This window comes from Flavobacterium defluvii (genome assembly GCF_900129555.1).
GTDB classification, from domain to species: Bacteria; Bacteroidota; Bacteroidia; order Flavobacteriales; family Flavobacteriaceae; genus Flavobacterium; species Flavobacterium defluvii.
In genome coordinates this window covers 410,528-435,584 of record NZ_FQWC01000001.1, presented here as the reverse complement: position 1 = coordinate 435,584, position 25,057 = coordinate 410,528, and the positions used below count along the sequence as shown (strand labels likewise).

At 34.2% G+C, this 25,057-nt stretch carries 17 protein-coding genes; 5 read left to right on the top strand and 12 right to left on the bottom strand.

Annotation, left to right across the window (positions count from 1 at the left end; all coding sequences use genetic code 11):
• Positions 1-109: 109 nt before the first annotated feature.
• Entirely contained in the window at positions 110-2,158 is a 2,049-nt protein-coding gene (locus BUC29_RS01915; RefSeq protein ID WP_073412833.1) for a M16 family metallopeptidase, read from the bottom strand.
• 12 nt (positions 2,159-2,170) lie between these two features.
• The gene (locus BUC29_RS01910) at positions 2,171-3,493 is read right to left on the bottom strand and encodes a M16 family metallopeptidase (RefSeq protein WP_073412832.1); all 1,323 of its coding nucleotides are present in this window, start codon (positions 3,491-3,493) and stop codon (positions 2,171-2,173) included.
• A 276-nt stretch (positions 3,494-3,769) separates the two neighbouring features.
• Here BUC29_RS01910 and rplU point away from each other — a divergent pair, with 276 nt between their 5' ends.
• Positions 3,770-4,207, top strand: a complete 438-nt coding sequence (gene rplU, locus BUC29_RS01905) for a 50S ribosomal protein L21 (RefSeq protein WP_073412831.1) — start codon at positions 3,770-3,772, stop codon at positions 4,205-4,207.
• Between the two features lie 24 nt (positions 4,208-4,231).
• Positions 4,232-4,492, top strand: a complete 261-nt coding sequence (gene rpmA / locus BUC29_RS01900) for a 50S ribosomal protein L27 (protein WP_008466657.1) — start codon at positions 4,232-4,234, stop codon at positions 4,490-4,492.
• 233 nt (positions 4,493-4,725) lie between these two features.
• On the opposite strand, the gene BUC29_RS01895 is transcribed toward rpmA, so the two are convergent.
• Both BUC29_RS01895 and miaE read right to left on the bottom strand, forming a co-directional pair.
• Positions 4,726-7,482, bottom strand: coding sequence for an AsmA family protein (locus BUC29_RS01895; RefSeq protein WP_073412830.1), 2,757 nt, complete (start codon positions 7,480-7,482; stop codon positions 4,726-4,728).
• A 47-nt stretch (positions 7,483-7,529) separates the two neighbouring features.
• Positions 7,530-8,111, bottom strand: coding sequence for a MiaE family protein (miaE, locus tag BUC29_RS01890; protein WP_073412829.1), 582 nt, complete (start codon positions 8,109-8,111; stop codon positions 7,530-7,532).
• Positions 8,112-8,224: 113 nt separating this feature from the next.
• Here miaE and BUC29_RS01885 point away from each other — a divergent pair, with 113 nt between their 5' ends.
• A complete protein-coding gene (locus BUC29_RS01885; protein WP_073412828.1) occupies positions 8,225-9,469 on the top strand; it encodes a glycosyltransferase family 4 protein in 1,245 nt (414 codons plus the stop codon).
• Here the strand turns inward: BUC29_RS01885 and BUC29_RS01880 are convergent.
• The 8 genes from BUC29_RS01880 to porU form a co-directional block, all read right to left on the bottom strand.
• Positions 9,466-10,344, bottom strand: a complete 879-nt coding sequence (locus BUC29_RS01880) for a helix-turn-helix domain-containing protein (protein ID WP_073412827.1) — start codon at positions 10,342-10,344, stop codon at positions 9,466-9,468. The genes BUC29_RS01885 and BUC29_RS01880 overlap by 4 nt on opposite strands.
• 98 nt (positions 10,345-10,442) lie before the next feature.
• Positions 10,443-10,973, bottom strand: coding sequence for a carboxymuconolactone decarboxylase family protein (locus BUC29_RS01875; protein ID WP_073412826.1), 531 nt, complete (start codon positions 10,971-10,973; stop codon positions 10,443-10,445).
• Between the two features lie 367 nt (positions 10,974-11,340).
• Entirely contained in the window at positions 11,341-13,188 is a 1,848-nt protein-coding gene (locus tag BUC29_RS01870) for a hydrolase/aminopeptidase (protein WP_073412825.1), read from the bottom strand.
• Positions 13,189-13,279: 91 nt separating this feature from the next.
• The gene (locus tag BUC29_RS01865) at positions 13,280-14,923 is read right to left on the bottom strand and encodes a pyruvate dehydrogenase complex dihydrolipoamide acetyltransferase (protein ID WP_073412824.1); all 1,644 of its coding nucleotides are present in this window, start codon (positions 14,921-14,923) and stop codon (positions 13,280-13,282) included.
• Between the two features lie 6 nt (positions 14,924-14,929).
• Positions 14,930-15,928 carry a pyruvate dehydrogenase (acetyl-transferring) E1 component subunit alpha gene (gene pdhA / locus BUC29_RS01860; RefSeq protein ID WP_073412822.1) on the bottom strand — a complete coding sequence of 333 codons (999 nt, stop codon included), beginning with the start codon at positions 15,926-15,928 and terminating at the stop codon, positions 14,930-14,932.
• A gap of 158 nt (positions 15,929-16,086) precedes the next feature.
• Positions 16,087-16,569 carry a cytidine deaminase gene (cdd, locus tag BUC29_RS01855; RefSeq protein WP_073412821.1) on the bottom strand — a complete coding sequence of 161 codons (483 nt, stop codon included), beginning with the start codon at positions 16,567-16,569 and terminating at the stop codon, positions 16,087-16,089.
• Between the two features lie 76 nt (positions 16,570-16,645).
• Complete coding sequence (gene porV / locus BUC29_RS01850; RefSeq protein ID WP_073412819.1) at positions 16,646-17,854, bottom strand: type IX secretion system outer membrane channel protein PorV; 1,209 nt, start codon at positions 17,852-17,854, stop codon at positions 16,646-16,648.
• A 41-nt stretch (positions 17,855-17,895) separates the two neighbouring features.
• Positions 17,896-21,732, bottom strand: coding sequence for a type IX secretion system sortase PorU (porU, locus tag BUC29_RS01845; protein WP_073412818.1), 3,837 nt, complete (start codon positions 21,730-21,732; stop codon positions 17,896-17,898).
• Positions 21,733-21,945: 213 nt separating this feature from the next.
• Between porU and gldJ the strand changes: the two genes are divergently transcribed.
• Entirely contained in the window at positions 21,946-23,631 is a 1,686-nt protein-coding gene (gene gldJ, locus BUC29_RS01840; protein WP_073412817.1) for a gliding motility lipoprotein GldJ, read from the top strand.
• Between the two features lie 117 nt (positions 23,632-23,748).
• Positions 23,749-25,035 (top strand): UDP-N-acetylmuramoyl-tripeptide--D-alanyl-D-alanine ligase, encoded by a 1,287-nt coding sequence (locus tag BUC29_RS01835; protein ID WP_073412816.1) that lies wholly within the window; start codon positions 23,749-23,751, stop codon positions 25,033-25,035.
• The last annotated feature ends 22 nt before the right edge of the window (positions 25,036-25,057 follow it).

Below are 25,057 nucleotides of genomic sequence, written 5' to 3'. Positions count from 1 at the left end.
AGCATGACAAAAAAGAACGTAATTAAAAAAAAGCTTTGTCAAAGTTTTAAACTTTGACAAAGCCTGTAAAAAAACTTTGTTACTTTGAGCCTTTGTTGCTTTGAACCTTTTAAAGAAAATCTGCCTCAGAAACTCCTTCATTAATCTTAATTTCAGACATTTTGATATCCAGTTCAAAACCAACATTCTGAACTAAATTAAAAGGAACTTTTACACCTTTTACTTCTCTATAATCATTGAAATTAGTTATTTGTGTAACTGATTTTCCATCTTGTTGACGGATTTTTGATTTGGCTACTTTTAATCCTGATTTGACATCATAATAATGAATTGTATTGCCGTCTTTTATTGCATAAGCATCGCTTCCGTTAATTGGTTCAATACCTTCTACTTTAAGATCAGTCCTTTTAACTAGCTGTAATTCTTCAAAAGGAGCGGCGTTTGCTTTCATTTCTTTAAGATCGTCACCTTCAAGGTTTTTACGTTTTCCTTGCTGTTCAATGTAAGCGCCTTTGTCATTGACAACCTGTTTCATTAAATTCATAGTTCCCATAGAAAGCGAAACCATCATTTTACCTTTGGAATCTAATTTTGAAGTAAAAGTCAATGGAGTAGGAGCTTGCGGAACTGTTGTAGATCCGTTCATGTAAAGGGTTTTTACGGCAGTTACGGCTTTTTCTCCGCCAATAGCTTTGATATAATTTTCGAAAACAGATTTTGCTGTAACATCAGTTGGTGCATTTTTTTTAACGGCTGGTTTTTCAATTGGATTTCCGTATTTGTCAAAATAATAAATAGGAATTTGAAGTTTTTCCAGACCAGGAATCACATCAGAACCTTTTCCAACAATAACAATTCGCATATTGTCAAGCAAGAAATATTTGTTTGCAACACGATAAATATCGTCGGCTGTTACATTATTAATTGTCTGAATATATTTTTCGTAAAAATCAGCCGGAAGTTTTTCAGTTTCAATGTTTAAAGCATAACGGGCAACGGCCTGAGGTTTTTCGACCTGCATTACAAATCGGCCGATATAGCCTGCTTTTACATTTCTTAAAACTTCTGGATCAACTCTTTCTGTGCGAACTCTTTTAATCTCTTTTATAAACTGAACAACTGCGCTGTCTGTAACTGTATTTCGAACAGCAGATGAAGCTTTAAATTTAGTTACATATTTTCCAGCTCCAATACTCGAATTTGCACCATACGTCCATGCGTGCTGTTCTCTCAAATTCATGTTTAAATAACTGTTGAAGTCACCTCCTAAAATTTGATTTGCGATAACGGCTGGGAAAAAATCAGGGTCACTCATTTTTAAATTTACAGTGTTTACCAAAGAAATTTCAGACTGAACAGCATTTGGAACATCTACAAAATCAATTTGAAGTTTAGAAGGATTTTCCGGATTTGGATATGTGTTTTTTGGAGCAGCTTGTTTTTTCCATCCGTTAAAAAGTTTCTCAACCGCAGCTTTTGTTTCTTTAAATTTCACATCGCCAATAACCACTAAATAAGCATTTTCCGGAACGAAATAAGTTGCATAATTTTTTTGAACATCTTCGAGCGTAACATTTTTCACGGTTTCTTCAGAAAGATATTCGCCGTTTGGATGGTTTCTTCCAAAGGCTAAAACATCAACAACACGGTTTGCAATTGCCGGAACGCTTTTTTCATCGGCTTTAAGACCTTCAAGTAATTTTGCTTTTTCTTTATCAAATTCAGTTTGGGTGAAATTGGGTTGTAAAGCACCTTCTGCCAAAAGTTCTAAAACTCGTCCGGAATATTTTGATAATGAACTTGCAAAAGCGCCTTGTGATGTAAAGTTTATATTGGCCCCGTAAAAATCAATTTCTTCGTTAAAGGCTTCTTTTGAGGTCTTTTTGGTTCCGTTACCAATTAAACTGGTTGTCAATTCATCAACTCCTTTTTTGTTTCCTTCTGTAAAAGGCGCATTGTCTAGAGTAAGATTGAAACTTACGCGAGGCAGTTTATGATTTTCTACAATTAATACCTTCATGCCATTTGCTAATACAAAGGTTTGAGGTTTTTTTATGTTTACTACCGGTGGATTTCCTGGTTTTGGTTGTGGACGGTCTTGTGCTTGCATAATTCCAGTTAGGAATAAAAAGATTAAAAAAGTATGTAGATTTTTCATGATTCGATATTCTTAGTTTTGAGACTTTTGTGTCGGAATATAATCTAAAATTAAGCGTTGGTTTGGATTTAGGTATTTCTTGGCAGTCTCTCTAATTTCTTCTCTTGTTATAGAGTGATAAATATCAATTTCAGTGTTAATTAAATTTACATCTCCATAAAGTAAATAATACGAAGCCAGATTTTCTGCAATTCCTTCGACGCTCGAATTGGCATTCACAAAATTATTATCGAATTTGTTTTGTAATTTCTCGTAATCTTTTTCAGAAATCAAATCGGTTTGGATTTTTACGATTTCTTCATCCATTTCTTTTAAGATATCAGCTGTAGTGTACGGAGCCATTGGCAATCCATATAATATATAGGTTCCGTAATCTTCCTGGCTAAAACCAACTGCGCCAATTTGAAGCGCCATTTTTTTGTCGTCAACGATTTTTTTGTACAATTTAGAACTTTTTCCATCGCTTAAATAAGACGAAATCAAATCTAAAATTCTTGCGTCTCTTGTTTTCATAGATGGGGTTCTGTACGAAGCTACCACCATCGGAATCTGAATATTAGGATCTTCGTAAGTTGCTTTAATTGTTTGTGTTATAGGTTCTTCGGTGTAAGTTTGTTTTTTAACTTCTTCACCTCTCGGAATTGGGCCAAAATATTTCTGAATCCAATCTTTGGCTTTCGTTTTATCAAAATCTCCAGCAACGACTAAAACAGCATTGTTTGGTGTATAGAATTTTTTATTGAATGCCTGAAATTCTTCAAGAGTTGCTGCATCCAGATCTTTCATAGAACCGATAGTTGTCCAGCGATACGGATGATTTTTGAACATATTCTTTTTAACTTCAGGAAGAATATTTCCGTAAGGCTGATTATCGTAACGCATTCTTTTTTCTTCTTTTACGACTTCATTCTGCGTTTCAACTCCAATTTTATTAATAATAGGATGCATTAACCTTTCAGATTCCATCCATAAACCCAATTCTAAATTGTTTGATGGAAAAACTTCGTAATAATATGTTCTGTCATCAGAAGTATTAGCATTGTTTACACCGCCATTTGCGGTAACTATTTTCATCCATTCGCCGCGTTTTATATTTTGAGTTCCTTCAAATAATAAATGTTCAAAGAAATGAGCAAAACCAGTTCTGTCCGGGCGTTCGTCTTTTGAACCAACATGGTACATTACAGAAGTAATAACGACAGGAGCCGACGGATCGTTGTGTAAAATGACATGCATGCCGTTGTCTAAATTATATTCTTCAAAAGCCACCTTTTGAGCATGCGCTACACCGCCAAGCATTATTGCTGCACTTAACATCATTATTGAATTTTTCATAAAGATTAATAAAAATTATATTACCCGTAAAATTTGTAGGTAGTAAAGTGTTGATTATAGTTACATCAAAAATAACTTTTTTAATTATTATTTGAAGGTTTATCTTTGTTTTGATTGGAATTTAACAATCTTTTACTTCTGATTAAAGATGAAAATCTTTTAAAAAGCCTTGAAAAACAGTGGTTAAACTACTTGAAATATTTTTAATGCAAGAGATTGCACAATAAATTATTAGTTGTATATTTGCAACCTTAAAAATCAATAAATCAATTTGGTATGTATGCAATCGTAGAGATAGCAGGGCAACAATTTAAAGTAAGCAAAGACTTAAAGGTTTATGTTCACCGTTTAGCTAACGAAGAAGGTTCAAAAGTTTCTTTTGACAAAGTTCTTTTATTAGATGATAACGGAAATGTAACTTTAGGCGCCCCAGCTATAGAAGGTGCTTCAGTAGAAGCTAAAGTGTTACAACACTTAAAAGGTGATAAGGTTATCGTTTTCAAAAAGAAAAGAAGAAAAGGATACAAAAAGAGAAATGGTCACAGACAATATCTTACACAAATTGTAATTGAAGGTATTACTGCAGCAGGAGGAACTAAAAAAGCAGCGGCTAAAAAAGCAGTTGTAGCAGAAGAAGCAGCTACTGAAGAAGTAGAAGCTCCAAAAGCTAAAAAAGCAGCTCCAAAAGCAAAGAAAGAAGCTACTAAAGAATAATAACAATATTTAAACTCATACGTCATGGCTCACAAGAAAGGTGTCGGTAGTTCGAAGAATGGTAGAGAATCAGAATCAAAACGTCTAGGCGTTAAGATTTATGGTGGTCAAGCTGCTATTGCTGGTAACATCATCGTTAGACAAAGAGGTTCAAAACACAATCCAGGTGAAAACGTTTACATTAGTAAAGATCACACTTTGCATGCAAAAGTTGATGGAGTTGTTAAGTTCCAAAAGAAAAGAGATAACAAATCTTATGTATCTATTATCCCATTCGAGGCTTAATATTTTATAAAGATTTACTTTTATAAAAAACCCGTTCTGAAAAGATCGGGTTTTTTGTTTTATTAGAATTTGTATAGTTTTTGTTTCTAAACCCTACAGTTTTTTAAAACCTGTAGGTTTCTGTTTAGGCAAAAAAACCTTTGTCAAAGTTTAAAACTTTGACAAAGGTCGATGTGTATTTTTAAATTGGAATTTGAAGTTTTAAATTTTGTAATTTAAAAAAATTGAAATTTCTATTCAGTATCTTTAGTTTCTTCCAAATCCTCAGTTTTACGTCCTACTTTTACTTTTGGATTGTCCTGAGTTCCGGTAACTGTTAGCGGAATGCCAAATATGCCAAACGGAGGTAATCCTAAACGCATTTTTAAATTCAGTTTTCCGTCAAGACTTGTTGTTCCTTCAATTCTTGGGCGAAAGCCGGCAAACTTAAATTTAAAACGTTCTACGGTCATTATGTTGTTCTTGATTGTGCTTTTGATATCTACTTTTGAAACATCAGGATTTTTCATCGATTCAGAACTGGTTTGTTTGCTTACGGCATTAAACATTTTCAAGCCTCTTATTTTTACATCTTTTACAGAAAGTACTCCGCCGCCAACTAGTGAAGGATAAACCGGTTCCATATTTCCGTTTAAACGGCCTTTTAATTTATAATCTAAAGAAACAATTCCCTGTGCTTTTTCGGCAGCACTTGCCATTTTTTTGAAAACTTCAATTTCGTTATATGCTCTTTTAATATCAAAATCAGAAGCTTTAATGGTGTATTCAAAATTTGCTTTTTGCAGCGTTATAGCCTGATAATTGGCATTCATAGAAACCTTGCAGCCAATTAAATCGAATCCGGTATTCTGCATTGTCAGTTTACCTTTGTTCATGGTTAAATAACCTGTTGCGTTTTGAAGATTCAATTTGTCAAAATTTACTTTTTTAGCATTTGCTAATAATTGTAAATTTAGATTTGTTGGAATAATGATTACGCCAGTTTGTGCAGGCTTGGCTTTTATTTCTGTTTTTGGCGCTGGTGTTTTTGTTACCGAGGCATCTGCTGATGTTTGAGACATAAATTCATCAACATTGATATATTGTGCAAAAACTTTAAAAGAGCCTTTTAAAACGCCTGTATTTGTGGTTGCATAATTAAAAACATTCTGGAGGTAACCATTCATTTTAAAATCAGACTGACCATAAGCCGCCAGGAAATTATTAAACGACATTTTATCCTGATTGATTTTGAAAATACCTTCTTTAATGACGAATTTTTTAGGAAGATATTCTGAAGTAACTCCAATGTTTCTTAATTCAAGAGTTCCTTTGTTGTTTAATTTGCTGTAATTTCCTTTTTCTGCATCACTTTGTTTTCCTTTAAGAGCTAAATCGGCTTTAATAAAACCGTCTAAATCCAATCCTTTTTGAGAAAATACTTTATAGATTTTGTTTACATCCAGCTCGCCTTTGGCTTTAATGTCATACGTTAAATCATTAAAATCACTTAAATCAGCTTCTACAAAAACCGGTTTTCCTTCAAAAGTAAATTGAGCAGGTTTTAGCTTAATTTTTAAGTCGTCAAAAGTTCCTTTTTGATTGTCGATTTTAGATTTAATAACAATATTCGTAATTGGGTTTGGATAATATTTCGTTTTTAGATATCCGTTTTCTAAATCAAAAACTCCTTTTGTAATAGGGAAAAGTTTGTTTTTTTGATCGTATTTACCGTTCGCCTGAATATCTCCCGCAAGCGATCCTTTTAATTCAACATCCGGAATTCCTAATGCCTTTGTTAATTTAGCAAGGTCCATTTTAGCTTTAAAATCGGCATTGATTTCAGGAGTATTGGCGCCTTTTATGAAGAATTTTGATTTTAAATAATCCTGATTGATGTTTAAAGAAACATTTTTAGCATCAACTGTTAAAAGATCAGGGTTTAATGACGGAACTTTTGTTTTAACATCTAAATTCAAATTTGAAACCGGAAAAGCACTTTTCTCATAATTGACAAATCCGTTATCAATTTTCACATCCAAATTCAAATCAGGTGCAATGTTTTGTGACGTGATGTAATTTCCTTTTAAAGTAAAAAGAAGATTGGTGTTTCCTTTTAATTCTGTTTTAGAAAGCCAGGTAATGTATTTTGGCGGAAAAGCAGTAAATACATCATACAAATCGCTATTGTCTGATTTTATAACAAAATCCATATTATAACCATCTTTCAGGATGTCAAATTTTCCTTTAAAATCGACCAAAAGCTGGTTGATTTTTAAGTTATTTTGCTGGAAGAAAAACGATAACGAATTGATGTTTACTTTTGTAATTAAATCTGCATCAATTTTTTTGTTCATTAAATAAGGTTCATCTTCATAAATAATATTTAACTTTTCAATTTTTGCTTTAGAATACAAATCAAAAACAGCTTTGTTTAAATCTCCTTTTCCTAAATAATTGAAACCAAACGCATCAAAATGAACTTTTGTAGACTGATCGTCATAGATAATTTTGCTGTTTAAAATTTCGATTCGCTCCAGTTTTAGTGCAGTATCTGTGCTGTCTTTAGATTTAGACGCTTGTGCCTGCGACTTATAAATGTTGTAATTTGCTTCTCCGTTTGGATTTACTTTTACGTTAATAAACGAATCTGACAAATAAATCTGGTCAATTTTTACCGATTTGCTAAAAACTAAACTGGCAACATTTATCCCAAAAGAAACCTCTTTTGCTGTAATGAATTTTTCATTTTTATATGGTGCCGAACCATTAAGACTTAAATTATCTAAGGTTAAAGTCAGGGAGGGAAAATGACGGAAAAAGGAAACCGAAACATCAGAATAATTTAATTCTGCGCTTAGTCTTTCGTTGGCTGTTTTTTTGATCTGTTCTTTAATTTGATCTTCAAAAACAATTGGCGTTAAAAATAATAATGCTAAAATAACAGCGAAAGTTATCCCTAAATACTTCGCAAATTTAAATACGATTGATCTGGATTTACTTTTTTGCATAGCAATTTTTGGTGTTTAAGTAAAAGAGAGTAAAAAAAGAGCGTAATTTATCCGTGAACGGTTTCTTTTTTACCATAATTGGTAATAATAGAACCTTCATATTCAATCCATTCTTTCCATCGTTTGTCGATGTCGATATTGTCCTGGTATTTTCTGGCAAACCCTAAAAAAGTAGTATAATGTCCGGCTTCAGAAATCATTAAATCGCGGTAGAATTTTGCTAATTCTTCATCTTTAATATTTTCAGAAAGCACTTTAAAACGCTCGCAGCTTCTGGCTTCAATCATTGCAGAAAACAGTAAACGGTCGCAAAGCGCGTCACGACGGCTTCCGTCTTTTTTCATGAATTTAAAAAGTTCATTTACATAATGATCTTTTCGTTCACGTCCCAAAGTAAGCCCACGTTGTTTTATAATGTTGTGAACCATCTGAAAATGCTCCAGTTCCTCTCTGGCAATTTCAAGCATTTCGGTTACCAATTCTTCGATTTCAGAGTTATACGTCACAATGCTGATTGCATTTGAGGCAGCTTTTTGTTCGCACCACGCATGATCCGTTAAAATTTCCTCGATATTTGACTCAACGATATTTACCCAGCGAGGGTCTGTAGCTAATTTTAATCCCAACATAATTTCCCAGCATTTAGTTCCTGCAAAATTAGTGTTTTTTATTACTAAAAATCAGGAAATGTTGTGCGATTGCGCCGAAAAAAGCATTATTTTGTAAGTTGAAACCAATTACAATGAATCAGCTAAAAAAACTTTTAATTATTGGGTTTGTCTGGCCTGAGCCAAAGTCTTCTGCAGCAGGTGGAAGAATGATGCAACTGATTTCTATTTTTAAAGAAAATGGATACGAAATTACATTTGTAAGCGCAGCTCAGGACAGCGATTTTATGGTTGATTTGTCTGAGTTTGGAGTAATAAAAAAAAGCATTGAACTTAATTCTTCAAGTTTTGATGATTTTATAAAAGAATTAAATCCAGATGTTGTTCTTTTTGATCGTTTTATGATTGAAGAACAATTTGGATGGAGAGTGGTTGAAAATTGCCCGAAAGCGATTAGAATTTTAGATACCGAAGATTTGCATTGTCTTAGAACGGCAAGACAAAAAGCTTTTAAAAAAAATCGAACTTTTGAATTGATTGATTTATTATCTGAAGAAGTTGCAAAAAGGGAAATTGCCAGTATTTTGCGATGCGATTTGTCTTTGATTATTTCTGAATTTGAAATGAAAATTTTAAAAGAGGTTTTCAAAATCAATCAAGATTTACTTTTCTATCTTCCTTTTTTGGTTGATGAAATGAAAGAGGAAGATTTGCTGAACCTGCCTTTTTTTGAAAACAGAAATGATTTTGTTTTTATTGGAAATTTTCTTCATGAACCCAATTGGAACACTGTTCAATATTTGAAAGAAGCTATTTGGCCATCCATAAAAAAGGATTTTCCAGAAGCTGTTTTAAAGGTTTATGGAGCTTATCCTTCACAAAAAGCATTGCAGTTGCATCAGCCTAAAAACGGTTTTTACATTATGGGAAGGGCAGAAGAGGCTAATGAAATTGTAAAAAATGCCAGAGTGGTTTTAGCGCCAATTCGTTTTGGAGCAGGATTAAAAGGAAAATTACTAGAAGCCATGCAATGCGGAACGCCAAGTGTAACGACTTCAGTTGGTTCTGAAGCTATGCATGAAGATTTAACTTGGAATGGTTTTATTGAAGATAATCCAGATGAGTTTGCCAAGAAAGCAATTGCGCTTTATCAAGACGAAAATCTTTGGAAAGAAGCTCAAAAAAAAGGAATTGCAATCATTAATAAATGCTATCAAAAAAATAATTATTCTAATCAATTGATTTCACTGGTAAACTCACTTTTAATAAATTCTGAAAGTCATCGTCTTCATAATTTTATGGGGAATTTATTGCAGCATCACGCTTATAAAAGCACTATGTATATGTCAAAGTGGATTGAAGCGAAGAATAAAAACTAAGCTTCCATTTTTCCAAAACCTACAGTCTCACGATAAATTTGAGGCGAAACATCGGCATTCGTTTTAAAGAAACGACTGAAATAATGTTCATCATCATAACCCAATTCGTAGGCGATTTCTTTTACAGTTTTATTGGTTAAGTACAATTCTCTTTTGGCTTCAATAATGATTCTTTCCGAAATCAAATCAGTTAAAGTTTTATTGAAATAATTCTTAGATATTTTGGCTAATGCTTTTGGAGAAATATTTAATAATTCAGCATAATTTCCAGCTGAATGCTTGGTTTTAAAATTAAGCTCAATCGCATCTTTTAAGTTTTGAAGGATTACGGGTTCTTTTGAATCCGGAACCGATTTCATTTCTTCCAATTGTTCTGTTTTTAATCTTGAAGCGGTGATCAAAAATATTTTCAAGTAAGAAATTAGTAATTCATATTGTGCCAATTCCGCATTTTGAATTTCAGCCTTCATCTGTTCAATTACCATATTGAAAGTTTGCGACGCTTGTTCTGTAACCTGAACATAAGGCGGCTGATAAATATTATTGAATAATACACCATTGCAGGAAACCTCTTTTTGATGCATGTGAATGCAATAAAAGTCAGGATGAAAATGAATTGCAATTCCTTCAATTGGCTCGTTTACGCAAAGCATAAAAGGCTGATAGGGAGAAAAGGCGAGAAGTGAGTTTTCTTCAAATTGATGTTCTGCAAAATCAGCTTTTACTTTGCCTTTTCCTTTTGTGACCCAAATTAAAGAGTAATAATTGTTTCGCTGTAAATGATCAAAATGGCTGTTATCACCAAAAGGAAGAATTTTGAAAGCCAAATTACCATTTTGTGGATTGATTAAAGTAAAAACATTTTGAGAACTCATGATTTATTTTGTTTTTGAAAATATAAAGATAGCCATGAAATAAATCCGCAGCTATCTTTATAAATTGTTTTTTGTTATAGTGAATGTGCAATTTTCGATTAAACTGTTGGAAAGTCTAATTCAGTATTTGCTACATTATTGAAGTAATTTGTTAAAACATTTAAAGCTACGTGTCCGATAATTTCTGCAATTTCAGCATCAGAAACTCCTGCATTTTTAGCTTTGTTTACATCTTCATCGTTTACTAAACCACCTTTGCTTATTAATGTTTTTGCTAATTGTAAGATGGCTTCTGTTTTCGCGTCGGCAGAATTTCCTAATCTTGCTGCTTTTAAAACTTCAGGATCTGCTTTTATTAATTTTTCTCCAATAAAAGTGTGAGCGGCTAAACAATAATCACAAGAGTTGCTTTCTGAAACTGCCAAGGCGATTAATTCTCCTGTTTTTGCGCTTAATTTTCCGTGGCTCAAAGCACCGCTTAGGTTTAAATATCCTTCAAGAACCGCTGGTGAATTTCCCATTGTTCTCATCATGTTTGGTACAACGCCTAATTTTGCCTGAACTGCGTTGAATAAATCTTTAGTTTTTCCTGTTACTTCTTCTGGGTTTAAAGCTGTTAATCGTGCCATTTTATTTAATTTTTAAAGTTGTTATTTGTTGTTGTCTTTTGACATTACAAAGTTGCAACGATTGCAGATTTTAAAACATGGAGGATTGACGCTATGTGATGGATAATTTTCCCTAGATAGTTTTTTGAATGAAAAAATCCCCATTTACATTCGTAATTGGGGATTAAATAATCATGATTTATCCCGAAGGGATTACATAACGGTAGAAAAAATATTATGCATTATGATTATTTGTCCCGTCAGGGACTAAACTATTCGCTGTAATGTATAGTCCCTGACGGGACAATAGGAACGATCGCAATTTTTTTCTACCGATATGTAATCCCTTTGGGATATAAAATTGTAAACGGAATTTTTGTGGTTGTTTTTATTTTAAAACACCTTCAACAGCCTGAATAGTAGTGGCATGATAACCAGATTTAGCTTTTTCAAAAACCTGTTTTGCCCAAACTTTCCCTTCTGAAGTTTTGACCATTTCTTTGTAAAGCATCATTACAGATCCCGTTCTGCTGATTCCGATTAAAAATTGTTCAATTGCCGGATCAGCCGCTTTGTATTGATGGCGAATTGCCTGAACAAACCATTGACGTTTGATAATGAAATTACCGCCTTTTGTAAAGTTGAATTCTTTGTCGATTGCTTCCATTTCTTTTGCTGTAATATCAGTAGGAAGTAGGTCAATAAAATGTTGTTTTTCGGCAGTTGTGGTGATTTTTTTGCTTAACCCTGCAACACCGGTTTCTCTCCAGCCTTTTTGAATCGCATCAATTGCATTAAATTCTGCTGAACTAACAGGAAGAATGTTTGATGGAATTCCCGGTTTGTAAATCCAGCTGTCTAATTGGATTTTATCTGCTAAAGCTTTGTCTCCTTTAATAAGATTTTCGTTTAAATATTTTACAAAATCTTCTGTTGTGATAGATTGGAATGCATGAGAATCGAAGTAATTCTTAATAAACGGATCAAATTTATCGCGTCCCACTGCATTTTCAATAACTCTTAAAAATGAATATCCTTTCACATAAGGAATCATGCTAATTCCGTCATCAGGATTTCTTCCAGTCAAACTAACTTTTAATCTTGTGTCTGGATTTGTATCTCCATATTCAGCAACATTGTCAACCAGTTCTTTGTTGGTGATAACGTTTTGCATGTCAAATTCTTTTTTACCGAAAATAGCTTCTCCAATTCTGTGTTCTACATAAGTTGTAAAACCTTCGTTTAACCAAATATCATCCCAAGTTGCGTTTGTAACTAAGTTTCCGCTCCAGCTGTGGCCTAATTCATGTGCTAATAAGCTTGTTAGCGAACGATCACCAGCAATAACTCCCGGAGTTAAGAAAGTCAAGTTTGGATTCTCCATTCCTCCATAAGGAAAACTTGGAGGCAAAACCAATACGTCATAACGTCCCCATCTGTAAGGTCCGTATAATTTTTCTGCTGCATTTACCATTTTGCCTAGCTCAGCAAATTCATAAGCAGCACTTTTTAAAACAGATGGTTCTGCATAAACTCCAGTTCTGTTGTCAATAGCTTGAAATTCGATGTCTCCAACGGCAATTGCCATTAAGTAAGAAGGAATTGCTTTGTCTTGTTTGAAAGTATAAACTCCAGTGTCGTTTTTCTTCTGCGGATTTACGGCGCTCATAACTGCTAATAAATCTTTAGGAACCGTAACTTTTGCATTGTAAGTAAAACGAATTCCCGGCGAATCCTGGCACGGAATCCAGGTACGTGACCAAACGCTTTCGCCTTGAGAGAAAACAAAAGGTTTCTTTTTGTCTGCTGTTTGTTCTGGTTTTAGCCATTGTAGCGCAACACCATCTTTAGTCGTGTTGTAGTAAATGTTTACTTTAGTTGTATTTGGCTCAATAGCGATATGAAGAGGTTTTCCGTGAAATTCTGTGTCTTTTCCAAGCTCAAATTTTGTTTCTTTTTCGTCATCACCTAAAGTTACTTTAGTGATATTTAAAGTGTTTTCGTCGAAGATTATCTCATTTCCTTTGCTGATGTTATCAATAGTCCATGACGCTTTTCCTGAAATGGTTTGAGTGTCAAAATCGACTTTGATGTCAAGATCAAGATGTTTTGCAACAGCCAGTTCTGGTTTAGAGTAACTGTGTTCGTCTGTAACGGCAGCTGTTTTTTCTGTTTGCTCTTTTTTCTGGCAGGCAATTGCTGTCAGAAATAAAGTGGCAAGAATTAGTTTCTTCATTTTGTGAGTTTTTGAATTTGAGGATGAAAATTAAACAAAAAATCCCGTTCTGAATAAACAAAACGGGATTTAATTATAAAATTAACAACGATTACGCCAACATTGTAACTGGGCTTTCGATGTATTGTTTTAATGTTTGTAAGAACTGAGCTCCAGTTGCACCATCAATCGTTCTGTGGTCACAAGCTAATGATAACATCATTGTGTTTCCAACTACGATTTGACCATTTTTAACTACTGGTTTCTCAACAATTGCACCTACAGAAAGGATTGCAGAGTTTGGCTGGTTGATGATTGAATTGAATTCAGTAATACCAAACATACCAAGGTTAGATACTGTAAAAGTACTTCCTTCCATTTCTTGTGGTCCAAGTTTTTTGTTTTTAGCTCTTCCGGCAAGATCTCTTACTGAACCACCGATTTGAGATAAACTCATCGCGTCAGTAAATTTCAATACAGGAACTACTAATCCGTCTTCAACAGCTACGGCAACACCAATGTTTACGTGGTGGTTGATGATGATAGCATCTTCTTTCCAGGTAGAGTTGATTTTTGGGTGTTTTTTCAATGCTAAAGCACAAGCTTTAATTACCATATCGTTGAAAGATACTTTTGTATCTGGAACGCTGTTGATAGCAGCTCTAGCCTGCATAGCTTCGTCCATACTTACTTCGATCACTAAGTTGTAGTGAGGCGCAGTGAATAAAGATTCAGAAAGACGTTTTGCGATGATTTTACGCATTTGAGAATTTTTGATCTCTTCTGTGTAAACTTCTCCAGCAGGAACGAATACTTTTGGTGCAGATGAAGGGGCAGCTTCTTGTTTAGCAGCTGGTGCTGAAGAAGCAGTTTGTGTTTGAGCAGATGGAGTAAAGTTCTCGATATCGCTTTTTACGATACGTCCGTTTTCTCCAGATCCTTTAACCTGGCTTAGTTGAATTCCTTTGTCAGAAGCGATTTTTTTAGCTAATGGTGAAGCTAAAATTCTTCCTCCGTTAGAAGTTTCAGCTACAGCTTCTTGTGCTTTTTCAGCAGCAGGAGCAGCTTTTGTTTCTTCTGCAGCAGGAGCGCTTGTTGTTGCAGCGCCTCCGGCAGTAAAATTATCAGCGATTCCAGAGATGTCAGTTCCTGCTGGCCCAATGATAGCTAATAAACTGTCAACAGGAGCAGTGTTTCCTTCCTGAATTCCGATGTATAATAATGTTCCGGCATTGAAAGACTCAAACTCCATAGTAGCTTTGTCTGTTTCAATTTCTGCTAAAATATCGCCTTCAGCTACAGTATCGCCCACTTTTTTCAACCAGGTTGCCACTGTGCCTTCTGTCATTGTATCACTTAAACGCGGCATAGTTACTACTACAACACCTTTTGGTAATTCAGCTGCTTTTGCAGGAGCAGCAGTTTCAGTTTTTGCTTCAGCAGCTGGAGCATCCGCTTTTGGAGCTTTGGCAGCAGGAGCAGCAGCACCACCAGCTAAAAGGGCAGATATATCTTCTCCTTCGTTACCAATGATTGCTAATAATGAATCAACCGGAGCAGTTTCTCCAGCTTGGATTCCGATATGTAAAAGAGTTCCTTCGTTAAAAGATTCGAACTCCATTGTTGCTTTGTCTGTTTCGATTTCAGCTAAGATATCACCTTCGCTTACTTTGTCGCCTACTTTTTTAAGCCAAGTTGCTACCGTTCCTTCCGTCATAGTATCGCTCAAACGAGGCATAGTTACTTTAATTGCCATGATTTATTATAATTTATGAGGTGTAAATGGATAGTCTTCTTGTGCGTATACTACATCGTATAATTGTTGTAAGTCTGGATATGGAGATTCTTCAGCAAATTTCGCACATTCTTCAACTAAGTCTTTAACTCTTTGGTCAATTACTTCGATTTCTGCTTCTGTAGCATATTTTTGATCTAGAATTACATCAAGAACTTGTGTAATTGGGTCAATTTTTTTGTACTCTTCTACCTCTTCTTTAGAACGGTATAATTGAGCATCAGACATTGAGTGTCCTCTGTAACGGTACGTTTTCATTTCAAGGAAAGTTGGTCCGTCTCCGCGACGCGCTCTTTCGATTGCTTCGTGCATTGCTTCAGCAACTTTTACCGGGTTCATTCCGTCAACTGGTCCGCAAGGCATTTCATAACCTAAACCTAATTTCCAGATGTCAGTATGGTTAGCAGTTCTTTCTACAGAAGTTCCCATTGCATATCCATTATTTTCAACAATAAATACAACTGGTAATTTCCATAGCATAGCCATGTTGAATGCTTCGTGAAGTGAACCTTGTCTTGCAGCTCCGTCACCAAAATAAGTTAAGGTAACACCGCCAGTGTTAAAATATTTATCTGCAAAAGCAATACCAGCTCCTACAGGAATTTGAGCACCTACGATTCCGTGACCACCATAAAAACCATGTTCTTTAGAGAAAATGTGCATAGAACCTCCCATACCTTTAGAAGTTCCTGTTGCTTTTCCTAAAAGTTCTGCCATTACGTTTTTAGGATCAACTCCCATACCGATTGGCTGAACGTGGTTTCTGTATGCAGTAATCATTTTGTCTTTAGTCAAGTCCATAGCATGCAAAGCACCTGCTAATACGGCTTCCTGACCATTATATAGGTGTAAAAAACCTCTAACTTTTTGTTGAATGTATAATGCTGCAAGTTTGTCTTCAAACTTTCTCCAAAGCAGCATGTCTTCGTACCACTTTAAATATACCTCTTTTGTAACTTCTTTCATCTGAATTCTTTCTTTTGCTAAAGTTGTTTGTGTTTCGATTATTGTGCCTTTACCGCAAAATAGTTTCCTCCCACAAATTTGCGCCCGAAAGGTCGGGATGCAAAAATAAGACATTCCGTTTAAGAACTAAAATTTAAAAGGTCTTTTTTGGCTTTTTTTTACAAGAACTTTTTATCAAACATAAATGGGAGTAAATTTTTTAGGGATGCCGATTTGTAAACTTCGCCTATTTCTCCCATAAAATAGATTTCGATAGGGGTGTCTTGTTTTATTTCGTATTCTGCAATCGACTGACGACAAGAACCGCATGGAGGAATTGGCGCCTGAGTTTGATTTGTGTCTGAAGCTGCTGTAATAGCCATTTTTAAAATTTTGGCTTCAGGATAAGCACTTCCTGCATAAAATATGGCTGTTCTTTCTGCACATAATCCTGATGGATAAGCAGCATTTTCCTGATTAGATCCTAAAATTACTTTTCCGTTGTCCAGAAGTAAAGCGGCTCCTACTTTAAATTGTGAGTATGGGGCATAAGCTTTTTCACGAATTTCAACGGCCTGATTCATTAAGTCCTGAATTTCCTGAGAAAGCTCGTTGATATTGTCGTAAATGGTAAATGATGATGTAATGCTTATTTCTTTCATTGTTTTTTGAGGAAAAAAAATCCAAATTCCTAAAAAGATAGAAATTTGGATTGTATTTATTTTTTATGATTTTTCTTTAATATGTTTCGTATTTGTCTCCAAAGTTAAACGTTAAAGAGAAACGAAGTGTATTTTCTAACGGATTTTTGATTTTTGATGATGAGAATAGGTAAGAAACATCAATTCTCATAATGTTGTATTTGAAACCAGCTCCTAAAGAGAAAAATTGTTTTGCTCCTTTCATTGGGCTTTCGTGATAATAACCTAATCGCATTGCAAATGAATCCTGATACATATATTCTGCAGCTGCACTATATGTGATTTCTTTTAATTCTTCACTAAATCCGCCTGGAGCATCTCCAAATGATTTAAAAATACCTTCTACCCATCCGGTATCTTTATATTTGTTGTAGCTGATGGCGTCTGCTTCTGATTGAGAAATGTCTCCCGGATCAGTAAAATCTCCATCTCCATTTGCGTCAACCGGAGTTCCTGGTCCGGGAGGAGTTGGTACTAAAAGTTTTGTAAATTCTACGCTTACGCCAAGTTTATTGTATTCATCAAATATAAAATCAAAACCTCCTCCTAATCTTAAGTTGGCTGGCAGAAAGTTTGAACTTAAATCGTCATTATCATAGCTGATTTTAGGGCCTAGATTCTGGATGTTAAAACCAGCTCTCCATCTTCCGTTAAAATCAGAATAAGCAATTTCTTCTGATTGATAAAAACCTGCTACGTCAACAGCAAAAGAGCTTGCTGCAGAGGCATCAACTTCACCTGACGGAATTTTTAAATTAGATCTGATATATCTGCCGGCAACGGCCATCGAGAATGTTTCGCTTAATTTTAATGAATACGATCCGTCAAGCGCAAATTCGTTTGGGCTAACTTCTCTTGTAGCTTCATTTGGGTCTCCGGTTTCTCTTAATTCGATTCCTCCAAAACCAAAATAACGGAAACTTGCTCCAAAAGCACTTTTTTCATTGATTTTGTTATAGTATGTTAACTGACCAAGTGAAATGTCATTGGCAAGATCTGTTAAGTAAGGAGTATAACTAATAGAAAGTCCCTGAGCGTCTTCTGCGAAAGCATATTTCGCCGGATTCCATTGTTGAGAAAATACATCTGAAGAGGTTGCTACTCCTTGATCTGCTAAACCTGCAGCTCTCGCATCAGCTGCAACTAATAGGAACGGAACTCCTGTGGTAATTGGTCTTTCGATGTTTTGGGCTTTTGCGAAAGAAATGACTAATAAACAAATTAGTAAAAGTGATATTTTTCTCATTTTTGGGTTTAATGGTATTTGTTTTACAAATATATAATTTATTATAGAATGACAAGTTTTTCGTATTTTTCTGCTTTTTTATTTGTTAAATTAGACTTTACGGTAAGTTTATAAATATAAACTCCTTTTCCAATTCGGTCGCCAAAATCATCTTTTCCGTCCCATGTAATCTCTCTCGATAAAAATCCTTCGGTTGTAATAATTTGATTTTTTGTCCAAACTACTTTTCCGGTAATTGTCATAACCTGAACCTGAACATCTAAAGGTTCGTAAGGTCTGTTGTGCGAAAACCAAAACTGTGTATAGGTTGAAAACGGATTTGGATAATTTAGAACGTGTGTTAGTGTTAATTCTTCATCTCCTACAACTACAAATTGAATCTCGCTTGTTACAGGGTTGTTATAAACATCCCATGCCGTAAAACTAATAGTGTGTAATCCCGGTGATAGATTTCTCAACGGAAAACGTAAATTTCCATTGGTATAATCATCTAATTTTGTTTGATAATAATCATTCAAAATATACGGATTACTTGTATCCCCGTCTAATACAGCTATAATGTCATGCCCAATTCCACTAGCTGTATTGATGCCATTTTCATCTTCTAAAAATGCTAAAAGAAAAGGTGATGCATTTGTAATTCCGCCAGACACAAAAGTTTCATCGTTCATATATAACTTAACTTTTGGACTTATATTGTCCAGAGGTGCATTTTCATTTATCCCTCCAATTTTTATGGTGTTATTATAGCCGGTTTGGTTTTCTAACGCCTGATTTTTTTTAGAATAAAAACTAATTCGGCCATTGTCGACAGGAATGCGAATGTCTCTTGGAACAACAAAACTGAACTCAAACTGACCGTTGGTTACAGACGCGTTTCCTCTAAATATGGTTTCTCCCAGAGTTTTGAATGACATTGCAGGACTATATCCATCATTATTTAATGTAGTAGATGTTATCATTTTATCGAAAATAGCGGTTGCTAATTCGCCGTTATAATTGCTTAAAATGACATTGTTTTCATCCGTAATTTCGCCGCTGATTTTAATTTTTGAGAGTGATTTAAAATCTGGAATTGGCTGCGAAATCACAATATCGTTAACTTTCGTTAAATTAATTCGTGGTTTTGGGATTGCCAGCATCAAAGCCGGATCTCCTATATATACAACAACATTACTCGCAGAACTTGGATTTTCATTTTTTGAAATTCGAAGAGATTCGGCAATACTATTGTATTGATTTGAGCCGTATGAAAGAAGATTTTTACTCAAACTGTCGTTAAAATTTTCGGCATTAAACTGACCTATTTCGCGAATTGTGGTCAGCATTGAAATAGCGCCGCCTTTTGGATTCCAAAAAGTATACTCGCCTGCAGTTGGTCGGGTAGGATCGTCAAATCTCGAAAATTCGCAGGTAATTGTAATAAATAAAGGATATTTATATTGATTATTAAGATTTTGTCCATCTGATTTTTCAAAAATTCTTTCACTCGCCAACCCGTCTTCGCCTCCATGGCCTAAGTAATTGAATACTAAAGCGCCTTTTTCGAAAGCATTAAAAAAGTCAGTTCTTGCTTTTGGATATCTTGATCCGCCTGCAGAAGCTTCTTGTGTATATGAGTCTAAAAGTATTTTGTCGATATTAAAAAAAGGTTTTTCGGTCGCAATTACATCGGCTAAATTATTTTGACGTGATTGAAGTGAAGCATCAGAACTTTGATCAGAATCATCGCTTATTAAAACAATGTTGTTTCTCCAGTTTCCGTAAGATTTAACGTCGTGATATTCTAAAACTTTATTGACCATTTCCTGAGCCTGAGCGTTGTCTGAAACCAACATACGGCCAACAGCAATGTCAATTCCATCAAAAGGATAAGCAACAATACCTTCATTTGAATCCATTAAACCAAAAAAGTCATCAGATGCAAATGAGGCTTCACCTGTTGAATTGCTGGTCAAAGATTGATATATAGGTACAATATTGGTGTTGTTTGAAATTCTGTCTTTATAGTCATACGAAGCATCTCCAAATAAATTTAAATATTTAATTCTTTTTTCTGCAGAAGAAGCATTGTCATAAATGTATTTAACGCAGTTTCTAATGGCTGCAATGTCTTGTTTTCCTGAAGAAAATTCCTGATAGATATCTTCTAATGAAATGACTTTTACATTTAAATTAGAATTATTGCGGTGAAAACTGGCCAGTTTTTCGGCTTGTGAGGCTAAAGATTTTGGTGTTATAATTGCATAATCAATATCCTGAAAACTATTCTGATTGTTTTTAAAAATAGTTCCTTTTAGGTTTTGATTTGCAATTTTTGACTGACCTTCTTTTAAAGGTGTGTAATAATCAGCAGGATCAATTGCGATGTAATTTCTAATTTCGCCTAAATTGGCTTTAAAACTAAAAGAAGATTGGTTTGGGTTTTCAATTTTTGATACATTATATAGGTCTGTAATATCCCAGATTTGAGAAATGCCTGAAGCATTTCCGATAGTGTAGTTTACAACTCCTGTCGTTGATCCGGCTGAATTGTATTGAAATTTAAATTGTTTTCCAGTGCCAAGAAGCTTTCTCTTTGCAATTAAATTAATGTAGTCTAAATACCCTTTTGAGCCCGGAACACCATTATTATTATAGGTAAGCTTAATTTTTATGCTTTCTGCGCCGGTAAATGTTGTGTTTGAAGGAAGTTTTTGAGTAAGGTATTTAATTTCTGAACTCGGCGTTAAGCTTGCAAAATTTAACGTTCCGATATTTTGCCCGTTTGCAGAGACAATAAATGAAGTAGGAGTAAAAGCTGCCGAAGCTGCATTTAATTCAATTTTTACAGGTATGGAAGTTTCAAGATTTGGAAAACTAAAGCTGAATTCCTGCTCCTGATTAATATCAAAAGATTCCCCCAGCCATTGGCGTCCTAAGTGAGCAATATTGGTTTGGTCAATTTCGTGGTATTGATAGTCATCAAACGTGTTTAGCTCTAAAGTGCTGTTTGCAGTTGGCTGATTAAGGGTTGAAATTCTTTTTCCGTCACTTCCTGATGTTGTTATGTAATAATAAGATCTATTGCTGTAAAGGTTTAAGTTGGTTTGGCTTTCGTTGTTCCAGTTTTCAACCCCTTCGGCATAAAAAAGGATGTAATCTTCATTATTAAAAGTTCCGTCGCTTTCACCTATAACCTCAATAGCATTTTCTGTTAAATCTTCAGGATAATATATATTATTGGCGAGTGGAAGCATTCGTCCGCCGTTTCCATATATTTTAATTCTTCTAGAATCAGTTTTACTTGGATCAAAGCCTAAACTTTGCAAAAATGACCTGGTAATTTTGTAAACGCCAGATTTTTCTACATAAAAACGATACCATTCTCCAGAGGCTAAAACAGAATTTGAAATTGCTGCCGATTTTTGATATACAGATGAATTACTGTTTTTTGCCGAAGAATTACTAATTATGTAAGAAAAAGATCTTATCCGTTTAAAGTTATTTCCTTCTTTAACAATAGGGTAAAGACTCAGAAATGTTTGTTTAATTCCTCTTGAATTAGTAATTTTTAGTGATTCATTTATTTTATTTGGAATATTTTCTGCTGCTAAATCACCTAAATCTGCTCTTGAAACTGGCTCAAAATTTACGTTTGTAATTTCTACAGAACTGTTGTTTCCGACGTTTGACTGATTCAAATTAAGCAGCAGACTTATGCTTTTTTTAGTAATGTCGAAGCGAAAAGCGTTTCCGGAAAAGTACGGAATAATAATTTTGTTCTCGCCATAATTCATCTCTTTTTTGCCTTGCCAATCGAGCGTAAAGCTCCCGTTTACCTGAGAAAACGATAAGATTGGTATTAAAAAAATATATAGGATTATGGTGTGTTTCATTACTTTAAAAACCGAAATTTAATTAAAAAAAAATTAGTAAGTAAAAATATAGTATTTCATGTTACAGTAAATAATAAAAAGTATATTTTTGCGTTCGTAACTATAGGTTATTTTCTGGTAAAAAACAGCGAAATAAAATTATTAGAACAGATGTTGCTAATTAAATGTTAATTATTATATTGCAGCACCTAAATTTATCACCTAAGAATGAGTATGAAAGTAAACAAAATTGTAGTCTTGCAATTAATGATGTCAATGGTATTGATGTTGGGCACGGCTAGTTGTAGCAAAAAATCGAGTTCGAGTCACGCTTCAAGAGCAACTGGCTGGGATGTAGATAGTCAGAATGGAACAGCTGCTAGAAATGCTGGAAAAAAACAACAGGCTGGACCTGGTTTAGTTTTTGTTGAAGGAGGTACGTTTACTATGGGTAAAGTACAGGATGATGTTATGCACGATTGGAATAACACACCAACTCAACAACACGTTCAATCATTCTACATGGATGAAACTGAAGTTACTAATGGTATGTACTTAGAATACCTTGAGTGGTTGAAAAAAGTTTTCCCTCCAACAGAAGAAAATTACAAAAATATTTACGAAGGTGCATCACCAGATACATTAGTTTGGAGAAATCGTTTAGGATATAATGAAACGATGACTAATAACTATTTAAGACACCCTTCTTATGCTGACTATCCTGTAGTTGGTGTTAACTGGATTCAGGCTGTTGAATTTAGTAAATGGAGAACAGACCGTGTAAACGAAGCTGTTTTAGAAAAAAATGGTTATCTTAAAAAAGGCGCTAAAACCAATGATGTAAGTGCTGAGAGTTTATTTAATACAGAAGCTTACGTTGCATCTCCATCTACAACTTATGGAGGAAATGAAGAGTTAGTGTTAAAGAAAAACCCTAACGGGAAAAGACCTAAAGCAGGTAAAGATGGTGTAGTTCCTGAAGAGAAAAACGTTTATGCTCAGCGTTCTTCTGGTATTATTTTACCAGAATACAGACTTCCTACAGAAGCTGAGTGGGAATATGCTGCTGCTGCAGATGTTGGACAAAGAGAATACAATATTTACAAAGGACAAAAGAAATATCCTTGGTCTGGAGATTATACACGTTCATCTAAACGTAAAAACAGAGGTGATCAATTGGCTAACTTTAAACAAGGAAATGGTGACTACGGTGGAATTGCCGGATGGTCAGATGACGGTGCCGATATTACAAATAAGGTAAAAAGTTATGCTGCAAATGATTTCGGTTTATATGATATGGCTGGAAACGTAGCAGAATGGGTTGCCGATGTTTACAGACCTGTTATTGATAACGAAGCAAATGATTTTAACTACTATAGAGGAAATCAATATGCTAAAAATAAAATTGGTAAAGATGGTAAAATTGAAATCGTTTCGACTGCTTCAATTAAATACGATACTTTAAGTAACGGTAAAGTAATTGCTAGAAACCTTCCTGGGGAAATTGCTCAGGTGCCGGTTGACGAGCAGGAAACTTACTTAAGACAAAACTTTAGTACAAGCGATAATATCAACTACAGAGACGGTGACAAACAATCTTCAAGATTCTTTGATTTCGGAGATTCTGAATCTGGACCAAAAGCTGATCAGGTAATGTACAATTCTCCTAAACATAATGTTACAGTAGATAGTTTAGGAAAAATGATTAGAAAATATGATAACTCTAGTAAACGTACTACTTTAATTGATGATAAAGTTAGAGTTTACAAAGGAGGTTCTTGGAGAGACAGAGCTTACTGGTTAGACCCTGCTCAAAGAAGATATTTCCCTCAGGATATGGCAACTGATTACATTGGATTCAGATGTGCGATGTCTAGAGTAGGTGCTAAAACTGAAAAAAGAAAATCACCAAGAAATTAAGATTTAGATATTTCAATTTAAAAAAATTCCAAATTCCAAAAGCTGAATATTTCAGTACGGAATTTGGAATTTTTTTATTCCTTTTTTCTATTTTTATGATCTGTAAAATAATTATAAATGAATATTCAGGAAATTCATAACTTGTTTTTAAAATGCAAATCTCTTTCAATCGATACCAGAAAAATTGAAAAAGATTCTATGTTTTTTGCAATTAAAGGCGAGAATTTTGACGCAAATACATTTGCAAAACAAGCACTTGATTTGGGTGCTTTGTATGTTGTTATTGACAACGAATCTTATTTTATTGATGAAAGAACAATCTTAGTCAATAATAGTTTAGAAACGCTTCAGGAGCTTGCTAAATTTCATCGGAACTATTTAAGACTTCCAATTGTCGCCCTTACAGGCAGTAATGGTAAAACAACAACAAAAGAACTTATAAATGTTGTTCTGTCTCAAAAGTTTAAAACTAAAGCTACTATTGGAAATTTAAACAACCATATTGGCGTTCCTTTAACTCTGCTTTCTTTTACAAAAGAAACAGAAATAGGAATTGTTGAAATGGGAGCAAATCATAAAAAAGAAATTGAATTTTTATGCGAAATTGCCCAGCCAGATTTTGGTTATATAACAAATTTTGGAAAAGCTCATTTAGAAGGTTTTGGCGGTGTACAGGGTGTTGTTGAAGGTAAAAGTGAAATGTATCAGTATTTATCAAAAAACGACAAAGAGGTATTTGTAAATCTTGAAGATCCAATTCAAATTGAAAGATCAGCCGGCATAAAATCATTTACTTTTGGGGTAAATAAGAAAACGGCAGATTTAAATATTAAAGATATTAAAGCAAATCCTTTTGTAGTTATTGATTATAACAATTTTACTGTCGAATCGCATTTAATTGGGCTTTACAATGCCAATAATATTAATGCAGCAGCTGCGATTGGAAAATATTTCAAAGTAGATGATACGGCAATAAAAACTGCAATTGAAAATTATATCCCGGAGAATAATAGGTCTCAATTGTTAAAAAAGGGTTCAAATGAGATCATTTTAGATGCTTATAATGCAAATCCGAGCAGTATGGCAGTTGCAATTACTAATTTTTTACAATTAGAAAATAAGAATAAAATTATGATTCTGGGTGATATGTTTGAACTTGGAGATGAAAGCAAACAAGAGCATAGAGCAATTGTTGATTCGTTATCAAATCAAAATGAATCGCTTTGTTATTTAATTGGAAAGTCGTTTTATGAAAATAAGATCTCAAATGATGGTATTAAGTTTTTTGAGACATTTGATGCTTTTGCAGATTACTTAAAAGGCACTCAATTTAAAGATAATACAATATTGATAAAGGGATCGAGAGGAATGGCTCTTGAACGAACTTTAGAATATATTTCATAATAAAAAAGCCATTCATATGAAT